The following is a 24,402-nucleotide window of genomic DNA, read 5'->3' on the forward strand; positions in this document are numbered from 1 at the left end:
GAAGAAAAACGGATCAGGCGGCCGACGATGCGCAGCGCGCGGCGAGTGCATCGAGGCCTGCGTGGTCGGCATCACCGCGCAGCAGCGCGTCGACGTCGGCGCGCGCAGGCACGCTCGACTGCGCACCGAGCGCGGTGCAGGCGAGCGCCGAGGCAGCTGCGGCGGCGCGCAGTCCGGCCACCAGCGTCTCGCCGCGCGCGAGTGCAGCGACCAGCACGCCACAGAAGGTATCGCCCGCAGCGGTGGTGTCCACCGCCGCGACCGGAAATGCGGGCTGCAGATGCAGATCCGTACCCTTGCGCGCGATGCAGCCGGCCGCGCCGAGGGTGACCACGACGGCCGGCACCGGCACGCTTTTCAGGGCGCTGATCAGATCGTCGGCCTGGTGGGCGATCATCGCCAGCTCGCCTTCGTTGACGATCAGCACATCAATCTGGCGCAGCAGCGCATCGGGCAGGATGCGCGCCGGCGCGGCGTTGAGGACCACGCGCACGCCGGCCTCGCGCGCACGCGTGGCCCAGGCGGTGACGGCTTCGATCGGTGTCTCCAGCTGCAGCAGCAGCGTGTCGACGCCGGCAAGATCGGGCAGGTCGTCGGCGACCAGCGCGGCATTGGCGCCCGGCGCAACGGTAATCGCGTTCTCCGCGCCGTCGGCCAGGCAGATGAAGGCGACACCGGTCGCGTGCGCGGTCTGCCGGCGGATATCGAGTGCGACACCGGCGGCCCGCAGCGAGGCTTCGACCGGCACGGCATGCGCGTCATCACCGAGCGCGAGCAGCATCTGCGTATCCGCACCGCCCGCGCGCGCGGCGGCAACGGCCTGGTTGGCGCCCTTGCCGCCGGGGAATGTCTGGAACGCGCGACCGAGAACGGTTTCTCCGGGTGCGGGAATGTGCGCGGCGCGCACGACGAAATCGAGGTTCGCCGAGCCGGCGACGAGCACGCGACCCGCGCTCATGGTGCGGCGCCCTGCTGGACGAGGTTGTAGAACGGCGTCGCCAGTCGTGGCGGATCGCCAGCCACATCGCGCGGCAGATGCTGGGCGAGCAGGATCGCGACGATGCCGCGCGTCGGATCGATCGTGAAATACGTCGACGCCGCGCCGGACCAGCCCGCCTGTCCCGGCGCACCGAGGCGCCCACGCGCGGCAGGATCGAGCTGCACCGAGACGCCGAAGCCGAATCCTTCGTACGGACTGAAGCTCGTATGCGGCGCATCGAGAAAGCCGAGCTGGTTGCACACCATCATCGCCACCGTGTCCTCGCGCAGATAGCGCGTGCCGTCGAGCGCGCCGCCCCCGAGCAGCATGCGCGCGAACCGCAGATAGTCCGCCGCGGTCGAGTACAAGCCGCCGGCGCCGCTCGTGTAGGGATTGAGCGCTGCGCCGGGCGTCGTCGCACTCGGACCTTCAGCGATGCGCAGTTTGCCGTCGTCGCCGGTCGTGGTGATGTCGACCACGCGGACCCGCTGCTCCGCCGGCACCGAGAACCCGGTGTCGACCATGCCCAGAGGGACGAACAGCCGCGTGCGCAGGAATGCGTCGAGCGGCTCGCCGGAGACCACCTCGACCAGTCGCGAGAGGACATTCGTCGCGGCGCCGTCGTAGGCGAACACGGTGCCGGGATCGTGCTGCAGCGGCACGGCGGCGAGCCGTTGCACGTACGCGTCCAGATCCGGGGCATCGTCCAGGCCCGCCGCCTCGCGCAGACGCAGCGCCCCGCCCTCGCTGTTGGCGATGCCGGAGGTGTGGGTCAGTAGATGACGGATCGTCAACGCGCGGGCCGGTGCGCGCTGCGCGCCATTTTCATCCAGCACCCGCAGCTGCGAAAACGCGGGCAGATGCCGGGCGATGTCGTCATCGAGTCCGATGTCTCCGCTGTCGACCAGCATCAGCACGGCAACCGAGACGACCGGCTTGGTCATCGAGTAGATGCGGAAGATCGCGTCCTCACGCATCGGTGCGGTGCCGGCGAGATCGCGCATGCCGGCGGCATGCACGTGCGGCGCCTGGCCGTCCTGCCACACCGACGCCACGGCGCCGGTGTAACCGCCGGGGCCCACCGCTTCGTCGACGAACGTATCGAGCGCTTGCCAGCGTGCGACGGGCGCATCCGCCGCAGCGGGTTTGACCGCATACACCGACATCGCCGGCGCCAGCCACGCACAGGCGAGCAGCGCGATCACCTGCAGACGCACACACAGCCGCCGCCCGTCACCGTCCGCGCGACGCGATCGCGTCCTGTCTGCTGCCTGCACCTGCATCTCCCGCATCCCGCACGCAGGCCCCGCACCACGCGGGGCCATCTCATCCGATCGCATCGATCAGAACGTGATCGTGTGGGTCAGCGACACCATCCGCCCGCGACCGGCCCAGTAGTTCTGGAAGCCCGGCACCTGCGACCAGCTGAGGATGTACTGCTTGTCCAACAGGTTCTCGATGCCGACCGTCAGCTTGCCGTAGCGGCCGGTGTCGACGTTCACGCCCAGATCGAACAGCGTATAGCCCTCGGTGTTCTCGACGTAGCTGAAGCTGCGGTTGTCGAAGCTGCGCACGTCGCTGCCGGACAGATCGCGATCGAGCAGCGTGGTCGCGCCCAGCGTGACGTCGGCTGTCGGGATGAAGTTCCAGGTGACCGACACGGCGATCTTGTCCGGATTGACGTCGAGCACGCCCAGCGGCTTGTTCAGTCCACCGGCTTCGTAGTCGCCATTCGGCGCCGACGACCAGAACGCGGTCTTGCCGCGGATCCGCGAGTAGATGCCCGACACCTTCCACTGCTCGTTGAAGCGGAATTCGCCGTTGGCCTCCAGACCCTTGATGCGCACCGGCGCACGTGCGAGCACGAAGTCGTTGGTCACCGGATCGACCGACAGCGATGTACCGAACGGCGAGCGCGAGTCGTAGTACGACGCGCCGAAGGACGCATCGGCGCCGGCCCAGTTGAAGCCGACTTCGCGGTTGGTGACGATGATCGGATCGAGATCGGCGATGCGGTCGACCGACTGGTTCGGCACGCTGATGTTGCGCAACGGAATGCCGATGTTCGCCAGGCCGAAGCCTTCGCCGTAGCTGACGAAGGTGGAGAATTCGTCGGTGACGCGCCAGATCGCGCCGATGTTCTTCATCGTCTCCGAGTATTCCAGCCCGCCGCCCTGCACGAACACGCTGTTGCGGAACGGCGTGGTGGTGTAGCTGTCGACGTCGAGCTTGCCGTCCTCATGACGCACACCGCCGCTGACCGTGACCGGACCGATGTCCCAGGTCAGCTGTGCGAACGGCGCGACGCTCGAATACTGCATTGGCGGCACCCAGAGGCGATTGGTGATCGCGAGCCGCTGCGCGGCTTCGTCCTCCACCAGATCCACACCGGTGCGCAGCTGCAGGCCCTCGACCGAGAACAGATCTCCGCGCGTCCACGAAGTACGCAGGCCGCGCTTCTTCGACACGATTTCGGACTGGTCGTAGATGCGATCCGCTTCGTCGAAGTTGTCGTCCACCTTGACCAGCTGGCGGTCATCGCCGTCTTCGGGCAGGTAGCGCATCGACTGGTCGGCCCAGTAGATGTCGGCATTGAACGTGCCGCCGAACAGGTCGCCATGGCTGTACTTCACTGCGGCCTGACGGAAGTCGTTGATCTCGGCGAGCGCGCCTGCGATCGAGCCGCGCTCCGATGTGTTGGTGGTCGGCTCCGGACATTCGACCGGATCCGGGCGGCAGCCTTCGACCTGGATGTAGTTCGCCTTGCCTTCGATCTTGAAGTCGCTGTAGCTGAACTGCAGACGCTGCTGGAGGCCTTCGCCGAAATTCCAGCCACCCTTGAAGTAGAGATTGCGCGCTTCGGAATCCGACACCGAGCCGCTGGTGTTCATGCCGATGCGGCGACCGTTGCCGTCATAGGAAATGCCACGGTCGATGTACGACGCGCTGGCCAGCATGTCGAAGGCGTCGTTCTTGTAGGCGTGATTGACGCCGACCTTCCAGCCGCTGCTGTCGGTGCCGAACTGCGTGGAGTAGCGCGTGGTCAGCTGGGTTTCGTGGCCCTCGACCGTCGGTACCTTGGAGATGTAGTTGATGATGCCGCCCGCGGCGCCGATGCCTTCCGATGCCGACGGTCCGTTGATGACCTCGATGCGCCCGACCAGACCCATGTCGGTGAACGTGCCGTTGCGTCCGCCCTCGCGCAGCGGCGAGCCCTGCGGGATACCGTCGAACAGGCGCAGCGCGATGCGGCCGCGCAGCGTCTCGCCCGTATTGCTCATCGCCTGCGAGGATTCGGCATAGCCGGGCACGGTGCGCGCGAGCACGGCGGTTGCGTCTTCGGTCAACGCCAGCGTGTGCGCGACCTGCTCCTGCGAGACCAGGCTGATGGCGCCGGGAATCTTGTCGATCGAGGTCGCCACGCGCGTGCCGGTCACGACCATGCGGTCGAGCGTCTTGGCATCGCGACGGGCAGCCTCGCGCGTGTCGCTGTCGGCCTGCTGCGCGTGTCCGGCGCCGGCGGCGGCCAGCAGGATGCAACCGATCGCGGCGGAAAGCGGCTTGATCATGGTGTGTTCTCTTCGGGCTGTGCGATGCGTGGGCCCCCGATGACGGGGTGCGGACGGCCGGTGGACGTGGCGCTGGGTGTGCGCATGGATGCGGCAGGACGGGTTCGCATGGAACGGCGCCTCCCCACGCGCGTTTCCGGTACGTTGCGGCGAAGGTTAGGTGCGCGCAGGGTGCGGATGAACCGCCTGCACCTATGTTCAAACGACAGTTTTTATTGCCTGCGATCGCACAAAATGTTTGCTGCTATGCAGCATCCATCACTCGCGCATTGCGGCCTCGTCGACATGGCGACGCGCGGTCGCGCGGCACTCCTCGCGCAGGGCCGTCACGAGACGACTGCGTACGCTGGCATTCGACCAGACGATGCCGATGCGACGTGGCTCCGCAGGCTCCGGCAACGGAATGCGCGCGAGCCGCACACCGGCCGGCCAAGGCTGCGCCCAGTCGGGCACCAGTGACACGCCGAGACCGCGATCGACCATCACCGCGATCGCGTTGAGCGCATTGAGTTCGAAGCGCTCGCGCGGGGTGATGCCGACGCGGCGCAGGTAATCGTCGGCCTGGCGGCCGCCCCACTGGTGGCGGTCGTAACGGATCAGCGGTTCGCTCGACAGCAGCTCATGCGGATCGCGATGCGTCATGTGCTGCGGCGCCAGCACCACCAGCGGCTCCTCGCGCAGCACTTCCCAGTTGCAGGTCTTGGGCAGCGCGAACGGCGCCTGCAGCACGATCGCCGCGTCGAGGTTGCCCTGCTCCACTTCGGTGTAGAGCTCGGCCGAATAGCCGGGTTTGATGAAGACGTTGATCTGCGGCAGCGTGGTGACCATGCGCGCGAGCACGTCGGGCAGCATGCCGGCCAGCGCGGTCGGGCAGGCGCCCAGGCGCAGTTCGCCGGCGACTGCGCGGTCATTGGCGACGCTGCGGAGGTCGGACACATCGCGCAGCAGGTCGCGCGTGCGCTGCAGGATGCGCGCGCCTTCCTCGGTCACGCAGACGGTGCGCCCGGCGCGCGCGATCAGGCCGACGCCGAGTTCGCGCTCCAGCGTGCGGATCTGCTGGGCGACCGCCGCCGGCGTGATGTTGAGGAAACGGGCCGCGGCGGCCATCGAGCCACGGTCGACGACGTTGACGAAGGTGTAGAGGAACTGGGTGTCCAAGAATCGTCTCCGTGCGGTGCGCACGCGCTCCTTCGCGTGACCTGGCGATACGCGCGGGGCCGTCGATGGACGGCCGTGGACCGGGCGTGGCGCGACAGTAGCCCGGCCCGTGACGCCGCGCCCCTGCCGGACGGCAGGGGTCGGGCGATCAGGTAGCTTCGAGCGCCGGCTTGCGGTCGTGGATGGTCAGGCCTTCGAGCAAGCGCTGCGTCGGCGGGAACAGCAGGCTCGCCAGATAGCCGATCACGATGCACAACATGATCGAGATGCCGAGATAGAAGTACGGGTGCACCAGGTCGAACGACCACGCCAGGGTGGTGAGCACGATCGCGGCACCGATGCCGATCGCCACGCCCTGCGAGTTCGCGCGCCGGGTGAACATGCCCAGCGTGTAGGCGCCGGCGAAACCACCGCCGAGCAGGCCGGCCAGCTCGATCGACACGTCGAACAGCGAATGGATGTCGAAGCGCGACAGCAGCAGCGCCAGCGCCATGCCGATCAGGCCGACGACGACGGTCATCCATTCGGCGAAGCGCACGCTGCCGCGCTCGGTCGGCGCTTTCGCGAGTCGGTCGTAGAAGTCCACCGACAGCAATGTCGCGACACTGTTGATGATGCTCGACAGCGTCGACATCGCCGCGGCGAAGATACCGGCGATGATCAGGCCGGTCACGCCGACCGGCAGTTCGGCGGCGATGAAGAGCGGGAAGGTCGCATCGATCGGCAGCAGCGGATCGAGCCGCTCGGGATTCTGCCGGTAGTACATCCACAGCGCGGTGCCGATGGAATAGAACACGAAGCCGCCGGGAATCATGATCGCGGCGAACACCCAGATCGAGCGGCCGGCTTCCTTGTCGGACTTGGTCGCCAGCGAACGCTGCATCAGCACCTGGTCCTTCGGGAACGTCAGCACGACGTCGAACACGACGAGGAAAATGAAGCCCCAGACGGTCGCCTTGGTCAGATCGAAACTGAAATCGAGCAGCTTGGTCTTCTCCTGCACGGCGACCGCTTCGCGCACCGCGTCGAGATCGCTGCCCAGCGACATCAGGATGAAGATGATCGCGAACACCGCGCCGCCCATCTTCACGAACACCTGCACGAAGTCGGTCCACACCACCGCGCGCATGCCACCCATCACGGTGTAGATGATGGTGAAGCCGCCCATGATCATGATGCTCCACACCACATCGATTCCGGTAATCGTCGCGATCGCCAGCGCGGGCAGGAACAGGATCACGCTGAGCCGGCTGCCGATCTGCATCAGGATCGCCAGCGCGCTGGCGAGCATGCGGATCGCGGGATGGAAGCGCGTTTCCAGATACGAGAACACCGACATCAGATCCAGCCGGCGCAGCAGCGGCACGATCCACACCGCGACGAACATCAGGCCCAGCACCGCGACCAGATTGTTGGTCAGGTACTGCCAGTTGGTCTCGTAGGCCTTGGCGGGAATCGCGATGAAGCTGATCGAACTGGTGTTGGTCGCGTAGAGGCTCACGCCCGCCGCCCAGAACGGAATGCTGCGGCCGCCCATGAAGAACTCCGCTTCCGATCCCTTCTGGCCGCGCAGATAGAAATAGCCGCCGATGCCGAGCATCGCGACCAGATAGACCACGATCACCAGCCAGTCGATCCAGTGCAGCAGATGCTGGCCCGAACGCAGGGTTTCGCTGTGCAGGCGCAGCTGCGCGCCGTCGCCGTCTGCCCACAGCAGGCCGTTGCGCCAGCCGGTGGCCAGACGCGGATTGCCCGCGAGCGTCGCGGGCAGCGCTGCCCAGGAATCGGTGATCGTGTGGAACAGCCGCAGGTCCGCCGCCGCGCCCGGCGCGCTGCGCACCAGATACAGGATGTGCGCCTGGCCGATGGACCGGGCGACGCCCGCCTGCACCGCGCCCGGCATGCGACCGCGATCGCTCCAGCCGCCATCGGCGACCCAGCGGCGCATGTGTCCATCGGCGCTGGTCAGATACAGACCCGCGCGTTGCGCGGCCAGGGTCACCGGCGCAGCGCCGCCGGGCCAGACATCCATCGCGCGCCAGGTCGCAGCGTCCTGCGCCGCAGTCAGCGCGAGCGTCACGAGGCGCGCACTGCCGTCGGCGGCAAGGCCGGCGACATAGAGCGTGTCGCCGAGCACTGCAGCCTGCGGCTGCTGCAACGGTTCGGGCAACGCGGCTAACGGCTGCGCCACCAGCGTGTCACCGCGCCACGTGAGTGCGACCGGGCGCGCGACGCGTCCATCGGCGCCCGCCAGCACGAACGCACGACCGGCGCCGCTGGCGCTCGACACGATCGACGCACCCAGCAGTGCGTCGGGCATCGCGACCGGACGCCACGCATTGCCATCCTGCGCGAGCACCCAGGCGCGATCGGCGGCGAGCACCAGCGGCTGGTCGTCGAGCACGAACAGCGCCTGCACGTTCGCTGGAGACGGCAGCGCGGGCAGCGTGCGACCGTCGACGGCCGTCAGGCTTTGCGCGTGCACGGACAGCGGCGCGAGCAGCGACAGGCACAGCAGGGTCGCGGTCTGCAGCAGACGGCGCAGGAACGGGTTCGGCATGCGGGTGATTCCGGTATCGGGCGTGCACGCGAGTTCGCGGCGTGCGGTCGGGGCGCGAAGACTCATGTCGGCGATGCATCGCGGGCACGCGCATCACGACTGGCGTGGGCCAGGACGCGTTCGGCGCGACGCAGATAGGGCGCATCGATCATGCGACCGTCGACGACGCAGACCGCGCGTCCTTCGCGGCGTGCATCGGCGGCGCCGTTGACGATGCGATGGGCGCGGGCCAGCTCGTCGGCATCGACGGCGAAGACCGCGTGCGCCAGCGGCACCTGGCGCGGATGGATGCAGCTCTTGCCGACGAAGCCCAGCTGCCGCGCGAGCTGCGCCTCGCGTTCGAAGCCGGCATCGTCGGCGAGGTCGGCCCAGGCACCATCGCAGGCGAACACGCCGGCTTCCGCGGCAGCCAGTGCGACCTGCAGCATCACCGCCTGCACGTGCGCCGGCACACGGTGGATGCCGCCGGGTTCGAACAGATCGCCGAGTCCCAGCTGCAGACCGGCCACGCGCGGATGCGCGGTGGCGATGGCCGCGGCATTGCGCAGCGCACGCGGGGTTTCGATGTTGAGCAGCAGTCCGACCGATGGCGCGATGCCGAGCGCGGCTTCCTGCGCTTCGATCCGCGCGACCGCCGCGCGCACGTCGTCGGCGCTGTCGGTCTTGGGCAGATTGATCAGGTCGGGCGCGGCTGGCAACACGGCGGCGAGGTCGGCGTCGTATTCGGGCGAGTCCGGCGCATTGGTGCGCACGATCGCCAACGGCGCGCCCGCGCCGCGCGTCTGCGCCTGCAGGAATGCGGCGACGTTGGCGCGCGCTTCGGCCTTGCGCGCGTCGGCGACGGCGTCCTCGAGATCGAACGAGACCGCATCGGCCTGGCCCTTCCAGGCCTTGCCGAACAGGTCCGGGCGCACGCCCGGCACGAACAATTTGCTGCGCATCGGCCCTCCCGAGTTGCGGGAGGCAGTGTGCGCGAACGACACCGCGGAAAAAGTCGCCGCCGGGAGTTTCAGACGATAGTTTTCCTGCGGTGTTGGAAGTTTGATCACTGCACAGGCGCGTGCCTGCATCCCGTTGTCGCGTGCGTGCGTACGCTTGCCAGCACGCGGGCGCGGGCACAAGCTGACGGCGCTGCAAGGGAGGCCGATCCGGCCCGCCCGCACTGCCGGATCATCGCCATCGCACCGCCCGTCCTACCGCCGTCCATGACCCTCGAAACATCGCCAGACCGTGCCGGCGCGGACCGACCCCTTTGCGTCGCCCTGCTCGAGGACGACGACGTCCTGCGCGATCGCGTGCTGGTGCCCGGGCTGCGCCGGCATGGTCTCGACGTGCGTCCGCTGCGCACCGCCGCCGCGCTCGCGGCGCTGTTGCCGCAGGCGCCGGTCGACATCGTGGTGCTCGACATCGGCCTGCCCGACAGCGACGGCTTCACCGTCACCCAGTCGCTGCAGGCCGCGCATCCGGGGCTGGGCATCGTGATCCTCAGTGGTCGCGGCGAGCCGCCCGACCGGCTGCGCGGCCTGAGCGGCGGCGCGGATGCCTATCTGGTCAAGCCGGTCGAGATCGACATCCTCGCCGCGACGATCTTCAGCCTTGCGCGGAGGCTGTCGCGCGCGCCGCAGGTGACCGAAGAGGGTTGGCAACTGCAGCCGGACGGCTGGTGCCTGTTCGCGCCGAACGGCCAGTCGATGGCGCTGACCGGGTCCGAGCGCCACGTGCTGCAGACGCTGTGGGCGCAGCGCGACCAGCTGGTCACGCGCGAGGCGATGCTCGACGCCGCGCCCGGTCGCGCCCGCGATGAAAGCGGCGCCGATCCGCACCGGCTCGACGTGCTGCTGCACCGCCTGCGGCGCAAGGTGCTCGACCGCACAGGTCTGGCGCTTCCGCTGGATGCGGTGCGCGGCGAAGGCTACGTGCTGCGCCCGGGCGGCTGAGCCCGCCCGGAACCCGTTTGATCTCCTGCTGCGCGTGCCGGCTGGCGGCGCTCGCGACGGACCTTGAACAGGTTCTCAGGTGACGCGCGGCAACTGCAGGGCGAATCGCGTGCCGCGACCGGGCGTGCTGTCGACGGTCAACGTGCCGCCCGCTTCCTGCGCCATCTCCCGTGCCACGGCGAGACCCAGGCCCGTGCCTTCGCCGGCCGGCTTGGTGGTGAAGAACGGTTCGAAGGCCTGACGCATCACCTCGGGTGGCATGCCCTGACCGGTGTCGGTGACGACAATACGCGCCCAGCCGTCGCCGGTATCGCGCAGGGTGACGCCGAAGCGACCGCCGCCGGGCATTGCATCGCGCGCGTTCGCGGCGAAGTTGAGCATCACCAGATCGAGCTGGCTGCGATCGAGGAACACTGGCACCGGCGTGTCGGGCAGATCGAGCACGACATCGACGCGGCCGTCGAACAGCTGGCGCAGCATCGGCACCAGATCGGCGAGCGCCTGCGCCGCGTCGAAGCGCGCTGGCACCGCGAGTTCGCGCCGGCTGAAGCTCAGCAGCTTGCGGCTGAGCGCGATGCCGCGCTGCGCGGCGAGTTCGATGCCTTCGAGCGCATCGCCCATGCGGCGCGCGTCCGGCTCGGGATCGAAATCGAGTTCCTCCAGGCGGTGCCGCTCGGCGGTATAGCCGACGATCGCGCCGAGCACGTTGTTGAAATCGTGCGAGACGCCGCTGGCCAGATGGCCGACCGATTCGATCTTCTGCATGTGCAGCATGCGTTCGCGCATGCGCTCGCGTTCGATCATCTGTTCGCGCAACTGCTGGGCGCTGCGTTGCGCCTTCCACAGGGTTTCGCGCAGCGCGGCCACGGTGCGGTCGAGCACGATGGCGATCATCAGGTAGCTGAAAGCCAGCGACGGCAGGTTCTGGAACGCGCCGCCGCTGCGTGCCGGGCCGAGGCCCCATGGGCTCGCCATGCCGAGCGCGAACACGACCGGGATGCAGGCGTAGACGATCCACAGCGCGCGCCGCCCGATCACCAGCGCGGCCGTGGTCAGCATCACCATCGGATACGGATCGAAGGCCTGCAGCTGGTAGCCGAACGCGATGTTCGCCGCGACCGCGCAACTCATCAGGATCGTCAGGAACGCGGCGATGCCCTGACGCAGCCGGCCGCGACGGATCATCCAGACCGCGAAGAACGCCGCGCCGGCGATCGCGACATCGGTGCCGAGATCCACGAACAGCCGCGGCCCGGTCATCGAGATGTGCCCGCTGAGCAGGTGATAACCCTTGTTGAGCGGAATCTCGAAGCCGAGGAACAACAGCAGCACCTGCAGCGCGGGCGCATTGCGGCGATCGACGGGATCGGAGATCGGCACCCGACGCAGCCATGCCGCCAGACGACGGCCGGGGGCGACGAGGGGCGACGCGTGCGACATGGGGATGACGTGTCCCGGGGGCGACGCCCCGAATGCAGATGAGAGTCGAGTGTAAGTCGGAGGAGAGTTCCGGTGCATTGAGCGACCGCCATCGCAACGGCTTAGATCGGGGACCCAGCGCCTGTCACGGCGCCGTCATCCCGCCGCAACCGGAAGCCAGACGATGTCCACGCCGCGCACTCCTTCTTCCCGCCCTAATGCCCGGCGCACGCTGCGTCCCGGCCTGCTGTCGGCGGCCCTGCTGCTGGCCCTGTCGGGTCATGCCATCGCCGCGCCACAGGCAGCGCCCGCGCCCGTCGCGAGCGCCGCGTCCGACGCAGCGCCCACCGACGACGCGCGCGACACCGCAACGTCCGAGGCCACCGATCCCGACGCTGATGCCGATGCCGATGTGAATGCAACCGAGTACGACCGCGTCGTCGCGGCCTATTCGCTGGATGCGGCCGCGTATTACTTCGCCGTCAACGGTGCACAGGACGGCAGCGACGATGCCAGCGCCACCGGCGCGCGTTCGGTCGCAGCCGGTCCGCGCGCCGATGCGAGCGGCGGCGATGCCGTCGCCATCGGCAGTCGCGCACGCTCCACCAATTCGGCGTCCATCGCCATGGGCGACAGCTCGCTCGCCAGCGCCACCGGCGCGATCGCCATCGGCGGCACGTTCTTCGGCAGCGATTTCGGCGAGTCCGACGGCGCGCAGGCCTCCGGTTTCGGTGCGATCGCGCTGGGCGCGGCGACGACGGCCACCGGCGGCACCTCGACGGCACTGGGCTGGTCCTCGCGTGCGACCGGCAACGACGCGGTCGCCGTCGGCGCGACGGCTTATGCCGAAGCGGATGGCGCGATCGCGATGGGCCGCGCGGCGACGGCTGACGAGATCGAAGCCGTCGCCATCGGCTACGGCGCGCGTGCAACCAATTTCGGCGCGATGAGCCTGGGCGCCTACGCGAACGCCAGCGGCTTCGCGGCGCTGGCCTTCGGCAGCGACGCACGCGCGCCGGGTGACGGCGGCATCGCAATGGGCGACGGCGCCCTCGCAGCCGGCCAGCAGAGCGTGGCGATCGGCGCCAGCAACGGCGGCGTGCCGACCCAGGCCAACGGCCTCGGCAGCACGACCGTCGGCGCGGCGTCCTGGGCGCTGTCGGATTACGCGACCGCGATCGGTTTCGACAGCCATGCGGATGCGACGCGAAGCCTCGCTGCAGGCGCCAATGCGCTGGCACTCGCGAGCGAAGCCAGCGCGCTTGGTGCCGGCAGTTACGCGAGCGCCGAGTACGCAACCGCGGTCGGCGCGACATCGGCCGCCTGGGGCATCGGTGCGACCGCGATCGGCAGTGGCGCATTCGCGCTCGAGGAAAACAGCCTCGCACTCGGCTACAACGCCAGCGCGACCGCCATCAACAGCGTCGCGCTCGGTGCGGCGTCCGTCGCCGATCGCGACAACGTCGTATCCATCGGCAGCGTCGATGGAGAACGCCAATTGGTGAATCTCGCCGACGGCGTGGATGCGACCGACGCCGTCAACAAGCGCCAGCTCGACGCGGTGATCGCCGCGGGCAGCGAGGCGCAGGCCTACTTCTCCGCAAATGGCGCGGGTGACGGCAGTGATGTCGCCAGCGCTGCAGGCGCACGTTCCATCGCGGCCGGTCCGCGCGCCGATGCGAGTGGCGGCGATGCCGTCGCCATCGGCAGTCGCGCACGCTCCACCAGTTCGGCATCCATCGCCATGGGCGACGGTTCGCTCGCCAGCGCCACCGGCGCGATCGCCATCGGCGGCACGTTCTTCGGCAGCGATTTCGGTGAGTCGGACGGCGCGCAGAGCACCGGCTTCGGATCGATCGCACTGGGTGCGGCGACGACGGCCACCGGCGGTACGTCGACGGCGCTGGGCTGGTCCTCGCGTGCGACCGGCAACGATGCCGTGGCGGTGGGCGCGACTGCGTTCTCCGACGCCGATGGCGCGATCGCCATCGGCCGTGCAGCGACGACAACTGAAATTGAAGCCATCGCGATCGGCTACGGCGCGCAGGCCAGCAACTTCGGTGCGACCAGCCTGGGCGCATACGCAAACGCTACGGGCTTCGCAGCGCTGGCGCTCGGCAGCGATGCGCGCGCAACGGGCGACGGCGGCATCGCAATGGGCGACGGCGCACTCGCCGCCGGCCAGCAGAGCGTCGCGATCGGCGCGAGCAACGGCGGCGTGCCGACCCAGGCCAACGGCCTTGGCAGCACCACCGTCGGCGCGGCCTCGTGGGCGCTGTCGGATTACGCGACTGCGCTCGGCTTCGACAGCCACGCGGATGCGACGCGCAGCCTCGCGGCCGGTGCGAATGCGCTGGCACTCGCCAGCGAAGCCAGCGCGCTGGGCGCCGGCAGCTACGCCAGCGGCGAATACGCCACTGCGGTCGGCGCGACATCGGCAGCCTACGGCGTCGGCGCGACTGCGCTGGGCAGTGGCGCGTTCGCGCTGGAAGCCGGCAGCCTCGCACTTGGTTACAACGCCACCGCGACCGGCATCAACAGCGTCGCGCTGGGCGCGTCGTCGGTATCGGATCGTGACAACGTGGTGTCGATCGGCGACGTCGGCAGCGAGCGCCAGCTGGTCAACGTGGCCGACGGCGTGCTCGCGACCGATGCGGTCAACAAGGGCCAGCTCGACACCGCGATCGCAACGGTCGGCGGCGACGTCGGCGTGCTCGATGCGTCGGCGGTGAAGTACGACGACATCGCCAGCAAGGATTCGGTGACGTTCGCCGGTGCAGGCGGCACGGCGCTGCGCAATGTCGCCGATGGCGCGCTCGCGGCCGGCAGTCTGGAGGCGGTCAATGGCGGCCAGGTGTTCGGCGTTGGCACCGCGTTCGCGCAGGCGCTGGGCGGCGGCGCGGCGATGACGGCGACCGGCTTCACCGGTCCGTCGTACACGATCCAGGGCAGCAGCTTCGGCTCGGTCGGCGCTGCCTTTGGCGCCGTCGACAGCCAGTTCGATGCGATCCGCGCACGCTTCGATGCGATCGGTAATGGCGGCCCCGTGCCGGTCGGCACCGGCGATGGTCTGGCGATCGGCACCGGCAGCGTCGCCACCACAGTGGACAGCACCGCGGTCGGCAGCAATGCGCAGGCCGGCAGCGGCGGCACCGCGATCGGTGCGGGTGCGGTCGCGAGCGCCGATGGTTCGGTCGCGATCGGCCAGGGTTCGGTCGCCGATGCGGCGAATACGGTGTCGGTGGGCAGCGCGGGCAACCAGCGCCGCGTGACGAACGTCGCCGATGGCGTGGCCGCGAGTGACGCGGCGACGGTCGGACAGGTGCAGAGCAGCGCGACCGCCAGCCGCACCTACGCCGATGCCGGCGACACCCGCACGCTGGCCGACGCGAAAGCGCATGCCACCGCCGGCGATACCGCCACGCTCAACAGCGCGCGCAGCTACACCGACGACGTCTTCGCACGCGCGCTCAACCGCAGCGATTTCGATGCCTTCCGCAGCAGCGTCGACGACCGTTTCCAGCGTGTCGATCGTCGCGTCGACAAGATCGGCGCGATGGGCACGGCGATGTCACAGATGGCGGTCAACAGCGCAGGCCTGTCCGGCGCCAACCGCATCGGCGTGGGCGTCGGCCAGCAGGGCGGCGAAGAAGCGCTGGCGGTCGGCTACCAGCGCGCATTCCGTGACAACCGCGCCAGCGTCTCGATCGGCGGCTCGATGTCCGGCTCCGAAAGTTCGGTCGGCGTCGGCGGGGGCTTCAGCTGGTAACGACAGGCACCTCTTTTCTTCCATCCCATCTTCCAGGAATCGCACCCATGTCCCTGTCTTCCCGTTCTCTCCGCCGTGGCCTGCTGGCCGCCGCGCTCGGCGCCGTCGTCGCACCCGCCCTCGCCGCATCTCCGGCCGCGCCGCTGTCGGTGATGTCCACCGCCGATCCCGAAGCACCGCGCGTCGCCTATGACGGCCTGCTGGTGACTTACAAGGCCGGCACCGCCGAACGCCGCAATGCGACCACCGGCGCGGCGACGATGCAGCGCATCCTGCGCGCACCGGCCACGGCGTCGCAGTTCAATGCCACGCATCGTGCCGCCGCGCCGGCACTCGCATCGACGCGTCGTCTCGCGATCGGCGCCGACTTGGTGCGTCCGAACCGCCGTCTGTCCGATGGCGAACTCGACACGCTGATGCGCACGCTTGCTGCCGACCCCTCGGTCGCGCACGTCGAACCCAACCGCTACTGGCAGCGTCTGCGCACGGTGCCCGCGGCGACGGCGGCAACCCCGAACGATCCCGGCTTCAACGTGCAGTGGCACTTCCGTGCACCCGACGGCACGCTCGAAACGCTGGCGCCGGATCCGGGCTATGCGAACCGCGGCGGCATCGACATCCTCAACGCCTGGCAGTACGGCCGCGGCGCGGGCGTGGTGGTCGCGGTGCTCGACACCGGCATCCTGGCCCACCCCGATCTCGATACCTCGCTGGCCGACGCCGGTTACGACTTCATCAGCGATGCACTGAACTCCGGCCGCGCGACCGATGGCCGCGCACCCGGCGGCTGGGATACGGGTGACTGGACCACCGAGGACCGCTTCCTGGCCGACAACGGCGGCTGCGTCTTCCCCGGCGATCAGAGCAACAGCAGCTGGCACGGCAGTCATGTCGCCGGCACGATCGCGCAGATCACCGGCAACGGTGTCGGCATGGCCGGCGTCGCACCCGACGCGAAGGTGTTGCCGGTGCGCGTGCTCGGCCATTGCGGCGGCACCACGGCCGACATCGCCGACGCGATCGTCTGGGCCTCGGGCGGCAGCGTGCCAGGCGTGCCGGCCAACCAGAACCCGGCCGAGATCATCAACATGAGCCTCGGCGGTTTCGGCGTGTGCGAAGCCGACAGCGCCTACGGCCAGGCGATCGCCTCGGCCCGCCAGCGCGGCACGACCGTCGTCGTCGCTGCCGGCAACAGCAACAGCGATGCCTCGTCGTTCACGCCGGCCAGTTGCCCGGGCGTCATCAATGTCGCCGCGACCGGCATCACCGGCGCGCGTGCGGTGTATTCGAACTTCGGCGCCAACATCGCGCTGTCGGCGCCGGGTGGCGGCGTGTATCCGAACGACGCCACCAGCGGCCCTACCGCACGCACCGGTTTCGTGTGGTCGGCAGGCAACCGCGGACTGACCACGCCGGGCGAGTCGGCCTACGTCGGCCAGGCCGGCACCTCGATGGCGGCCCCGCACGTGGCCGGTGTCGCGGCGCTGGTGATCAGCGCGGCGATGCAGGCGGGACGTCCGGTGCCGACACCGCAGGAAATGCGCGAGATCCTGACCCAGACCTCGCGCGACTTCCCGGTGCGTCCGCTGCGCCAGATCGGCGTGGGCATTCTCGATGCCGCCAAGGCCGCCGCGCGCGGTGCCGGCAATGCAGCCGGTGGTGATGAGCCGACAGCGGTCCGCATGGCGAAGACCGTGCCGGTCAACGGCATCTCGGCGGCCGCGGGCGCCGGCACGCTGTATCGCATCGACGTGCCGGCCGGTGCGCGCAACCTGCAGATCCGCACCTATGGCGGTCGTGGCCAAGCGAAGCTGCTGGTACGTGTCGGTCGTTCGCCGGCGCTCGATGGCAGCAACGCCGCGCTGACCTCTTCGCGTCCGGGCACCACGCAGAGCGTGCAGGTGACGATTCCGCTCAACGACAGCTACTTCGTGCGCGTCGTCGGCGGCACCGGCGGCTATCAGGGCGTCAGCGTCATCGCGACCTACTCGGGCCAGTAAGCCCATCGCGACACGCGCGGCGGCGGGTCCGTCGCGCGTGTCTGCATCTCCAGTCGCCTGCGGCATCAGCCGCAGGCGCTAGCATGACGGGCCCTCCCTCTGGACCGCCCCGATGCGCATCCGATTCCATTTGCTGCCGCTTGGCCTCGCCGTCGCGCTGGCCTGTGCTGGCACGGCCGCGGCAGCCGCGCCCGATGCGGCACTCACGCAGAAGCTCGTCGACTGGCGTCGCGATCTGCACCAGCACCCCGAACTCGGCAACCAGGAAACGCGCACCGCCGACGTGGTCGCGACGCATCTGCGCAGCCTCGGTCTCCAACCGCGGACCGGCATCGGCCCGACCCGTGTCGTCGCCGTGCTCAAGGGCGCCAGGCCCGGCCCGCGCATCGCGCTGCGCGCCGACATGGACGCGCTGCCCGTCACCGAACAGACGGGCCTGCCATTCGCATCGACCACGCGCGCGACCTATCGCGGGCAGGAGGTCGGTGTGATGCACGCCTGCGGCCACGACATGCACGTCGCGATCCTGATGGGCGTGGCCGAAGCGCTGGCCGGCATGCGCGAACAGCTCGCAGGCGAAGTGGTCTTCATCTTCCAGCCGGCCGAGGAAGGTCCGCCGGAGCCCGGCGAAGTCTTCGGTGCCAAGCGCATGCTCGACGAAGGCGTGTTCGACGATGCGAAGCCGGACGCGATCCTCGGCCTGCACGTGTGGGCGGGCCTGCAGACCGGACAGATCGGCTTCCGCAGCGGGCCATCTCTGGCCAGCGCCGACGAGTGGTCGCTGACGATCACCGGCAAGCAGACGCATGGGTCGCGGCCGTGGGATGGCGTCGATCCGATCACCGTCGGCGCGCAGGTACTGCTGGCGACGCAGAGCATGCTCGCGCGGCAGATCAATACGGTGAACGCGCCGGTCGTGCTCACCGCCGGCCAGTTCCAGAGCGGCGTGCGCTTCAACATCATTCCCGACGACGCGCGTCTGGTCGGCACGCTGCGCACCTACGACGACGCCGTGCGCGCGGATGTCATCACGCGCTTCGAGCGCATCGCCACCGACTACGCGCATGCCGCGGGCGCGACCGCGAAGCTCGATGTGGTCAACAACGCGCCGGCCACGGTCAACGATCCCGAACTCGCGCGCCGCGTGCTGCCGTCGCTGCAGGCTGCTGTGGGCGCCGACAATGTCGTCGAGATGCCGCTGGTGACGGTGGCCGAGGATTTCTCGCAGTTCGCCAACGTCGTGCCCGGCGCGTATTTCTTCGTCGGCACCACGCCCGCAGGAGAGGATCCGGCGACGATGCCGATCAACCACTCGCCGCATTACGCGCCCGACGAGGCTGCGCTGGCGGTCGGCGTGCGCGCGATGCTGCGCACGACGCTGGATCTGCTGGGCGCTGCGCCACAGGGCTGAGCAGTCGCCCGATCCGGTTCCACGCAAGCGCCGCGGAAGGCGTGGAACCGGCGCAAAACCCGTCGCGCTGCGGCGTGCACCGGGTTTTGCGTGATCCCCCCGTCATGCGTCACCCCGCCGAAGCGGGTAATCTATGCGGCTCCTTTGCCAGATCCGGCGCCCAGCCCATGCTCTTCAAGAACGTCGCCATCGCCGGCCTCGCCCATGTCGATGCGCCGAACCGCGTGACCAGCGACGACATCAATGCAAGGCTGAAGCCGACCATCGACCGCCTCGGCATCAAGACCGACGTGCTCAAGGACATCGCAGGCATCCACGCCCGTCGCCTGTGGGACGACGAGGTCCAGGCCTCGGACGCTGCGACGATGGCCGGCCGCAAGGCGCTGGACGACGCCGGCATCGACGTCGGCAAGCTGGGCCTGCTGGTCAACACCTCGGTGAGCCGTGATTACCTCGAGCCGTCCACCGCCAGCATCGTTGGCGGCAACCTCGGGATTCCGGACACCTGCCAGAACTACGATCTGGCCAATGCCTGTCTCGCGTTCGTCAACGGCATGGATGTCGCCAGCCGCATGATCGAGCTGGGCGAGATCGACTACGCGCTGATCGTCGATGGCGAGACCGCGAACCTCGCCTACGAGAAGACCATCGAGCGTCTGCTGCGTCCGGAAACGACGGAAGAGGATTTCCGCAACGAGCTCGCCACGCTGACCCTGGGCTGCGGCTCGGCGGCGATGGTGCTCGCACGCGCCGACCTGCTGCCCGACGCTCCGCGCTACAAGGGCGGCGTCACACGCTCGGCGACCGAGTGGAACACCCTGTGCCGCGGCAATCTCGACCGCATGGTCACCGACACCCGCATGCTGCTGATGGAAGGCATGAAGCTCGCCCAAAAGACCTTCGTCGCCGCGCGCGAGGCGATGGGCTGGGTGGTCGACGAACTGGACCAGTTCGTGATCCACCAGGTCAGCAAGGTGCACACCGGCGCCTTCATCCAGTCGTTCGGCATCGATCCGAGCAAGGTCCACACGATTTTCGGCGAGCACGGCAACATCGGCCCTGCCTCGGTGCCGATCGTGCTGAGCAAGCTCAAGGAACTGGGCCGTCTGAAGAAGGGCGACCGCATTGCATTGCTGGGCATCGGTTCGGGCCTGAACTGCACGATGGCCGAGGTGGAGTGGTAAGCGCTACGCTCCGCTGACCACCGCACATCGCAAGGACGCCAGATGCCGCACCGACTTCCCGATCACCTGCAGCTGGCGCTGGCCGCGATTCCGGCTTTCGCCGACGACGGCCGCCTGTCGCTGGACGAGCTCGATCATCTGCTGGGTCTCGCCCTGCGCGATCAGGTCATCGATGCCGACGAGACGCGCGTGCTCGGCAATATCCTCGATCGCGCCGAACGCGATGGCGTGGATGCGGACGTGCAGGCCCGCATCATGCAGGTGCGCACCGCGCACGATCTGCCCGCGAACTGACTCTGCAGATCGCGACCCAAGAAAAAGGCGCCCGAGGGCGCCTTTTTCGTGTGCCTGCGACAGGGCTGCTCAGTTCGCGCTGACCGTCGCCGTCGTACCGATCAACGACTGCAGCTCGCTCTCGAGCTTGTTGATCCGCTCCGACAACTGCGACGCTTCCTGCGGGCTGACGTGCACCAGACCGTCGAGCAGTTCCGACAGCTGCAGCAGACGCGTCTGCTGCTCGCGGACATTCAGACGCACACGATGCGCATGGATGTCGCCGAGCTCGGCATGGCGCGCGCCGCGACGGTAACGTTCGCGCAGCATCATGTGCAGACGGCCGACGACGCGACGATCGCCGTCGCTCCACGGCGCGCTGCACCCACGTACGGTTTCGTGCCACGCGGCGAAGCTCGCACGCGGACCGATCTTGCTGCCGTCGTGGTCGACCAGGAACGGTTCTTCGGGACTGCCCGCCCAGCGCACTTCTTCCACCTGCTCGCAGCGGAAGAAGAACAGCCATTCGTCGCGATTGAGATCCAGTGGCAGCGCGAGCACGCCAGCGAGACCGTCGGCCTCGTCTCGTCCGTCGCTCCAGTCGGCCGCGCGATCGGTGCTGACCGCGCCGGTGCCGGTGTTGCTGCGGCGCAGCCAGTCCAGCAGACCGGGCACGCGCGCTTCATCGGGCGCACGCCCGGCGCTGTACCAATTGCCGGCCTGCACGAGGCCGACACCGTCACAGTTGATCGCGCGGTTCAACAGGTCGAGTTCGCCCTGCAAAGCGAGGCGCGGATCGGCGGCGTTGTCGAGGCGCAGTGCCAGCGTGTCGCGCACGCTGCGTGCGCTTTCTTCCAGCGTCACCGAATCCTGCTGCTCGCGCGACGCGATACGCATCGACACGAACAGGCCGAACAGATCCGCTGCGGCGCGCACGCCCGGCGGCACGCGACGCGGCGTGCGGTGGTGACAGGCGATCAACCCCCACAGACGGCCACCGGCGACGATCGAGATCGACATCGACGCGACCACGCCCATGTTGGCGAGATATTCCAGATGCACCGGCGACACGCTGCGCAACGCCATCTGCGCGAGATCGAGAGCGCCGCCATGTGCGTCGCGGTCCGGCAAAATCGGCACCGGTGTATAGGTCGCGTCCGGAATCACGCGGATGCGGTTGCGCAGGTACAGCGTGCGCGCCTGCACCGGAATGTCGGATTGCGGATAGCGCAGGCCGATGTAGGCCGCTAATGCGGAGTCACGCGATTCGGCGACGACTTCGCCGGCGTCGTCATGACGGAAGCGGTAGACCATAACGCGGTCGTAGCCGGTCAGCAGACGCACCTGTTCTGCGACGCGCTGGTTGAAATCGTGGATGTCCTCGCTGCCGGCGACGCGCGCGATCATCGTCTGCGCGACCACGGTCGGCGAACGCTCGCCGGCGCTGCGCGGCTGCGGTTCGATCTCGATGTGCACCAGACCATCGGCGACGTGGACGCTGATGTCGCACAGGTTCGCCATCGGACCAATGTTGCCGACCGCCGCACGCTGCGGCGGAGCACCGGGTTCACCGAAACCGATCGTCTCGGCAATCGCCTGGATCAGGTCGTCGGTCAGGAACTCGCGCAGCGTATGCCGCAACATTTCCCCGGGCATCGCGCCGGTCAGCGTTTCGATGTTGGCCGAGACGTGACGGATGGTCCAGTCCGGCAACTGGCAGCTGATCAGATAGCCGTGCGGCTGGATGGCGCCCGACAGATGGATCGGTTCGTTGGCGCAGTCCTGCAGTGCGCGTTCGAGTGCTGGATTCATGCAGCGGGCTCCTCGTGAGGGGCAGAGATCGCGTCGAAGCTGCGTTCGAAACACGACTGGACCAGCAGAAACGCATCACGTGCGCCCTGCATTAAATGGGTGGTGGGCTGCACGCTGTTCGAACGCGCGACCAGACGATCGAGCACGTTGCGCCATGCATCGCCGCCGGCGTGGCGAGCGAGGAAGCGCGCACCGGTGCGCTCGTCGTGGCCCAGCGCCTGCACGCCGCGCAGCAGATGACGCGCGCCGAGACTGCTGCCGGACATGACGTATTCCCAGCCCAGACGCTCATCCGCGGATTCGACATACGCACGCACACCCGACGGCGGCAGCGGTGTCAGCGACAGATCGCGCAGGTCATTCGCCAGCCAGTACGAAGACTGCGGCACCGCGCCGATGACGATCTCGAAGTCGGATGCGAAGCGGTGCATGCCGACCAGATAGCGCGCGTAGGCGAGCGGCGTACCGAGGCCATCGGCGAAACATGCATCGACGCGCGCATGCAGATCCGACGTCCCCGCGCGCAGCACGTGGCGCAGGTCTGCAGCGTCTGTAACGGGCTTGCGTGCAGTCGTATTCATTTTTCCAGCATAAGCCAATGCCATACCCGCCACAGTCTCCCAGCGCACACAGTGCAGTGGCCCTTCAGCGCCGTGAAGATGGGCTTTCACGCGGCTTCCGGGCCCACATGCATCCGCCGTTTACAATGCATCGTATTCATCGCAGCCCCTGGTCCTCGCCCCGTGCAGCTTCCCGATTACCCGTTCGAAGGTCACCGATTCGAAGCGCGCCCCGGCGTGCAGATGCATTACCTCGACGAGGGTCCGCGCGACGGCGAGATCGTGCTGATGCTGCACGGCAATCCGTCCTGGAGTTACTACTGGCGCCATCTGGTACTGGGCCTGCGCGACCGCTACCGCTGCATCGTGCCGGACCACATCGGCATGGGCTGGTCGGACAAACCGGACGATGCGCCGGGCGCGCTGCAGCGCTACGACTACACCTTGGCCTCGCGCGTCGAGGACATCGGCGCCCTGCTCGCGCACCTCGGCATCGACGGCCCGGTGACGCTGGCGGTGCACGACTGGGGCGGCATGATCGGCTTCGGGTGGGCGCTGGAACACATGCCGCAGGTCAAGCGTCTGGTGATCACCAATACCGCCGCGTTCCCGCTGCCGACCGAGAAGCCGATGCCGTGGCAGATCGCGCTCGGCCGCGACTACACCGTCGGCGAGTGGATCATCCGCGGCGTCAATGCGTTCTCCGCCGGCGCCTCGTGGCAGGGCGTCGAGACGCGCATGCCAGCCGATGTGCGCCTTGCGTATGTCGCGCCCTACGACAGCTGGGCCAACCGCATCAGCACCGTGCGTTTCATGCAGGACATCCCGCTCGGCCCGAAGGACCGCGCCTGGCCGCTGCTCGAAGCGGCCGGAAAGCGTCTGCCCGAGTACGCCGACCGGCCCGCCTTCATCGGTTGGGGCCTGAAGGATTTCGTGTTCGACCACCACTTCCTCGCCGGCTTCCGCGCGGCGTTGCCGCAGGCAGAAGTGATGGCGTTCGGGGACGCGGGGCATTACGTGCTCGAAGACAAGCACGCGGTCCTGGTGCCGGCGATCCGCACGTTTCTGGATACAAATCCGATCTGAGGCGCCATGCGTCCAGAGGTTTGCGGCGGCACACAACGCGGTGTCCGCGCGTGCTTCGCAGGATGGGTGGCGCACAGCGAACGCCGTCGCGTCGATCAAGCACGCGTACCAGTGAACCCGCATCGCCGATGCGGAATCAGACGATCGGCACAGCGCCCGCATAAGAGTTCGACGCGCCACCGAACAACGCCTCGGGCGCGATCGCGTCGACCAGCACCACGTCGATCGTCGACACCCAATCGGCAACCGTCAGTGCCGGCAGTCCATGCGCCACGCGCGCGCGATCGCACTGCGGACTCGCCGCACCGGATTCCCACGACGCCTGCACATCGCGGCAGGCCTGTGGCCGCACCGCATGGATCGTGCAACGCGAAGACGTGCCGATCTCGGCGTCGAGCGCCACGCAGCGCGGTTGCGATTGCCAGGTGCCGCGCATCACGACCTGATGCGGACCGAAGGTCTCGGTGAGCGCATGCGGCACGACGCCGCCGGACGCATCGGTGTCCATCCAGTGCATCGACACCCGGTACTGGCTGCAGCAGGCCCCACAGGTCATACACGGATGGCGCATGGGACGACCCCGGGGATCGCGAACACGGACAAGGAGCGCGGAGTCTTGGCGTCAGCCATGCAACGCGCAAGTGCCACGGCGCGGCCCTTCAGGATTCCGTTTGCAGCCGACCCG

General features: G+C 68.7%; 17 protein-coding genes. 7 read left to right on the plus strand and 10 right to left on the minus strand.

Features of this window, described 5'->3' with window-relative positions:
• Positions 1–13: 13 nt before the first annotated feature.
• From LU699_RS07695 to LU699_RS07720, 6 genes are all read right to left on the minus strand, one after another.
• On the minus strand, positions 14–958 hold the full coding sequence (locus LU699_RS07695; protein ID WP_232136333.1) for a ribokinase: 945 nt from the start codon (positions 956–958) through the stop codon (positions 14–16).
• Positions 955–2,196 (minus strand): serine hydrolase domain-containing protein, encoded by a 1,242-nt coding sequence (locus LU699_RS07700; RefSeq protein WP_232148508.1) that lies wholly within the window; start codon positions 2,194–2,196, stop codon positions 955–957. The genes LU699_RS07695 and LU699_RS07700 overlap by 4 nt, the downstream gene beginning before the upstream one ends.
• A gap of 126 nt (positions 2,197–2,322) precedes the next feature.
• A complete protein-coding gene (locus tag LU699_RS07705; protein ID WP_232136336.1) occupies positions 2,323–4,548 on the minus strand; it encodes a TonB-dependent receptor in 2,226 nt (741 codons plus the stop codon).
• 258 nt (positions 4,549–4,806) lie between these two features.
• Positions 4,807–5,706: a LysR family transcriptional regulator gene (locus tag LU699_RS07710; protein WP_232136338.1), complete on the minus strand. Its 900-nt coding sequence runs from the start codon at positions 5,704–5,706 to the stop codon at positions 4,807–4,809.
• 148 nt (positions 5,707–5,854) lie between these two features.
• Entirely contained in the window at positions 5,855–8,332 is a 2,478-nt protein-coding gene (locus tag LU699_RS07715; RefSeq protein ID WP_232136340.1) for a sodium:solute symporter, read from the minus strand.
• Positions 8,329–9,207: an HpcH/HpaI aldolase/citrate lyase family protein gene (locus tag LU699_RS07720; protein WP_232136341.1), complete on the minus strand. Its 879-nt coding sequence runs from the start codon at positions 9,205–9,207 to the stop codon at positions 8,329–8,331. Before LU699_RS07720 ends, LU699_RS07715 begins: the two co-directional genes overlap by 4 nt.
• Before the next feature lie 264 nt (positions 9,208–9,471).
• On the opposite strand from LU699_RS07720, the gene LU699_RS07725 reads away from it, so the two are divergent.
• Positions 9,472–10,203: a response regulator transcription factor gene (locus tag LU699_RS07725; protein WP_232136342.1), complete on the plus strand. Its 732-nt coding sequence runs from the start codon at positions 9,472–9,474 to the stop codon at positions 10,201–10,203.
• A 75-nt stretch (positions 10,204–10,278) separates the two neighbouring features.
• Here LU699_RS07725 and LU699_RS07730 read toward each other — a convergent pair whose 3' ends face one another.
• Positions 10,279–11,643 carry a sensor histidine kinase gene (locus tag LU699_RS07730; RefSeq protein WP_232136343.1) on the minus strand — a complete coding sequence of 455 codons (1,365 nt, stop codon included), beginning with the start codon at positions 11,641–11,643 and terminating at the stop codon, positions 10,279–10,281.
• Positions 11,644–11,806: 163 nt separating this feature from the next.
• Between LU699_RS07730 and LU699_RS07735 the strand changes: the two genes are divergently transcribed.
• The 5 genes from LU699_RS07735 (at position 11,807) to LU699_RS07755 (ending at position 20,280) form a co-directional block, all read left to right on the plus strand.
• Complete coding sequence (locus LU699_RS07735; RefSeq protein WP_232136344.1) at positions 11,807–15,391, plus strand: YadA-like family protein; 3,585 nt, start codon at positions 11,807–11,809, stop codon at positions 15,389–15,391.
• Positions 15,392–15,438: 47 nt separating this feature from the next.
• On the plus strand, positions 15,439–17,391 hold the full coding sequence (locus LU699_RS07740) for a S8 family serine peptidase (protein WP_232136345.1): 1,953 nt from the start codon (positions 15,439–15,441) through the stop codon (positions 17,389–17,391).
• Positions 17,392–17,503: 112 nt separating this feature from the next.
• Complete coding sequence (locus LU699_RS07745) at positions 17,504–18,802, plus strand: amidohydrolase (protein WP_232136346.1); 1,299 nt, start codon at positions 17,504–17,506, stop codon at positions 18,800–18,802.
• 167 nt (positions 18,803–18,969) lie between these two features.
• On the plus strand, positions 18,970–19,986 hold the full coding sequence (locus LU699_RS07750; protein WP_232136347.1) for a 3-oxoacyl-ACP synthase III: 1,017 nt from the start codon (positions 18,970–18,972) through the stop codon (positions 19,984–19,986).
• Between the two features lie 42 nt (positions 19,987–20,028).
• Complete coding sequence (locus LU699_RS07755) at positions 20,029–20,280, plus strand: hypothetical protein (RefSeq protein ID WP_232136349.1); 252 nt, start codon at positions 20,029–20,031, stop codon at positions 20,278–20,280.
• 69 nt (positions 20,281–20,349) lie between these two features.
• Here the strand turns inward: LU699_RS07755 and LU699_RS07760 are convergent, their stop codons facing one another.
• Positions 20,350–22,071, minus strand: a complete 1,722-nt coding sequence (locus LU699_RS07760; RefSeq protein ID WP_232136351.1) for a GAF domain-containing protein — start codon at positions 22,069–22,071, stop codon at positions 20,350–20,352.
• Positions 22,068–22,652 carry a biliverdin-producing heme oxygenase gene (locus LU699_RS07765; RefSeq protein ID WP_232136353.1) on the minus strand — a complete coding sequence of 195 codons (585 nt, stop codon included), beginning with the start codon at positions 22,650–22,652 and terminating at the stop codon, positions 22,068–22,070. The genes LU699_RS07760 and LU699_RS07765 overlap by 4 nt, the downstream gene beginning before the upstream one ends.
• 162 nt (positions 22,653–22,814) lie before the next feature.
• On the opposite strand from LU699_RS07765, the gene LU699_RS07770 reads away from it, so the two are divergent.
• Positions 22,815–23,717: an alpha/beta fold hydrolase gene (locus LU699_RS07770; RefSeq protein WP_232136355.1), complete on the plus strand. Its 903-nt coding sequence runs from the start codon at positions 22,815–22,817 to the stop codon at positions 23,715–23,717.
• 136 nt (positions 23,718–23,853) lie between these two features.
• Here LU699_RS07770 and LU699_RS07775 read toward each other — a convergent pair whose 3' ends face one another.
• Positions 23,854–24,288 (minus strand): YkgJ family cysteine cluster protein, encoded by a 435-nt coding sequence (locus LU699_RS07775; protein ID WP_232136356.1) that lies wholly within the window; start codon positions 24,286–24,288, stop codon positions 23,854–23,856.
• Positions 24,289–24,402 lie beyond the last annotated feature (114 nt).

Origin of the sequence: Luteimonas fraxinea (assembly GCF_021233355.1) — a bacterium.
Lineage (GTDB): Bacteria > Pseudomonadota > Gammaproteobacteria > Xanthomonadales > Xanthomonadaceae > Luteimonas > Luteimonas fraxinea.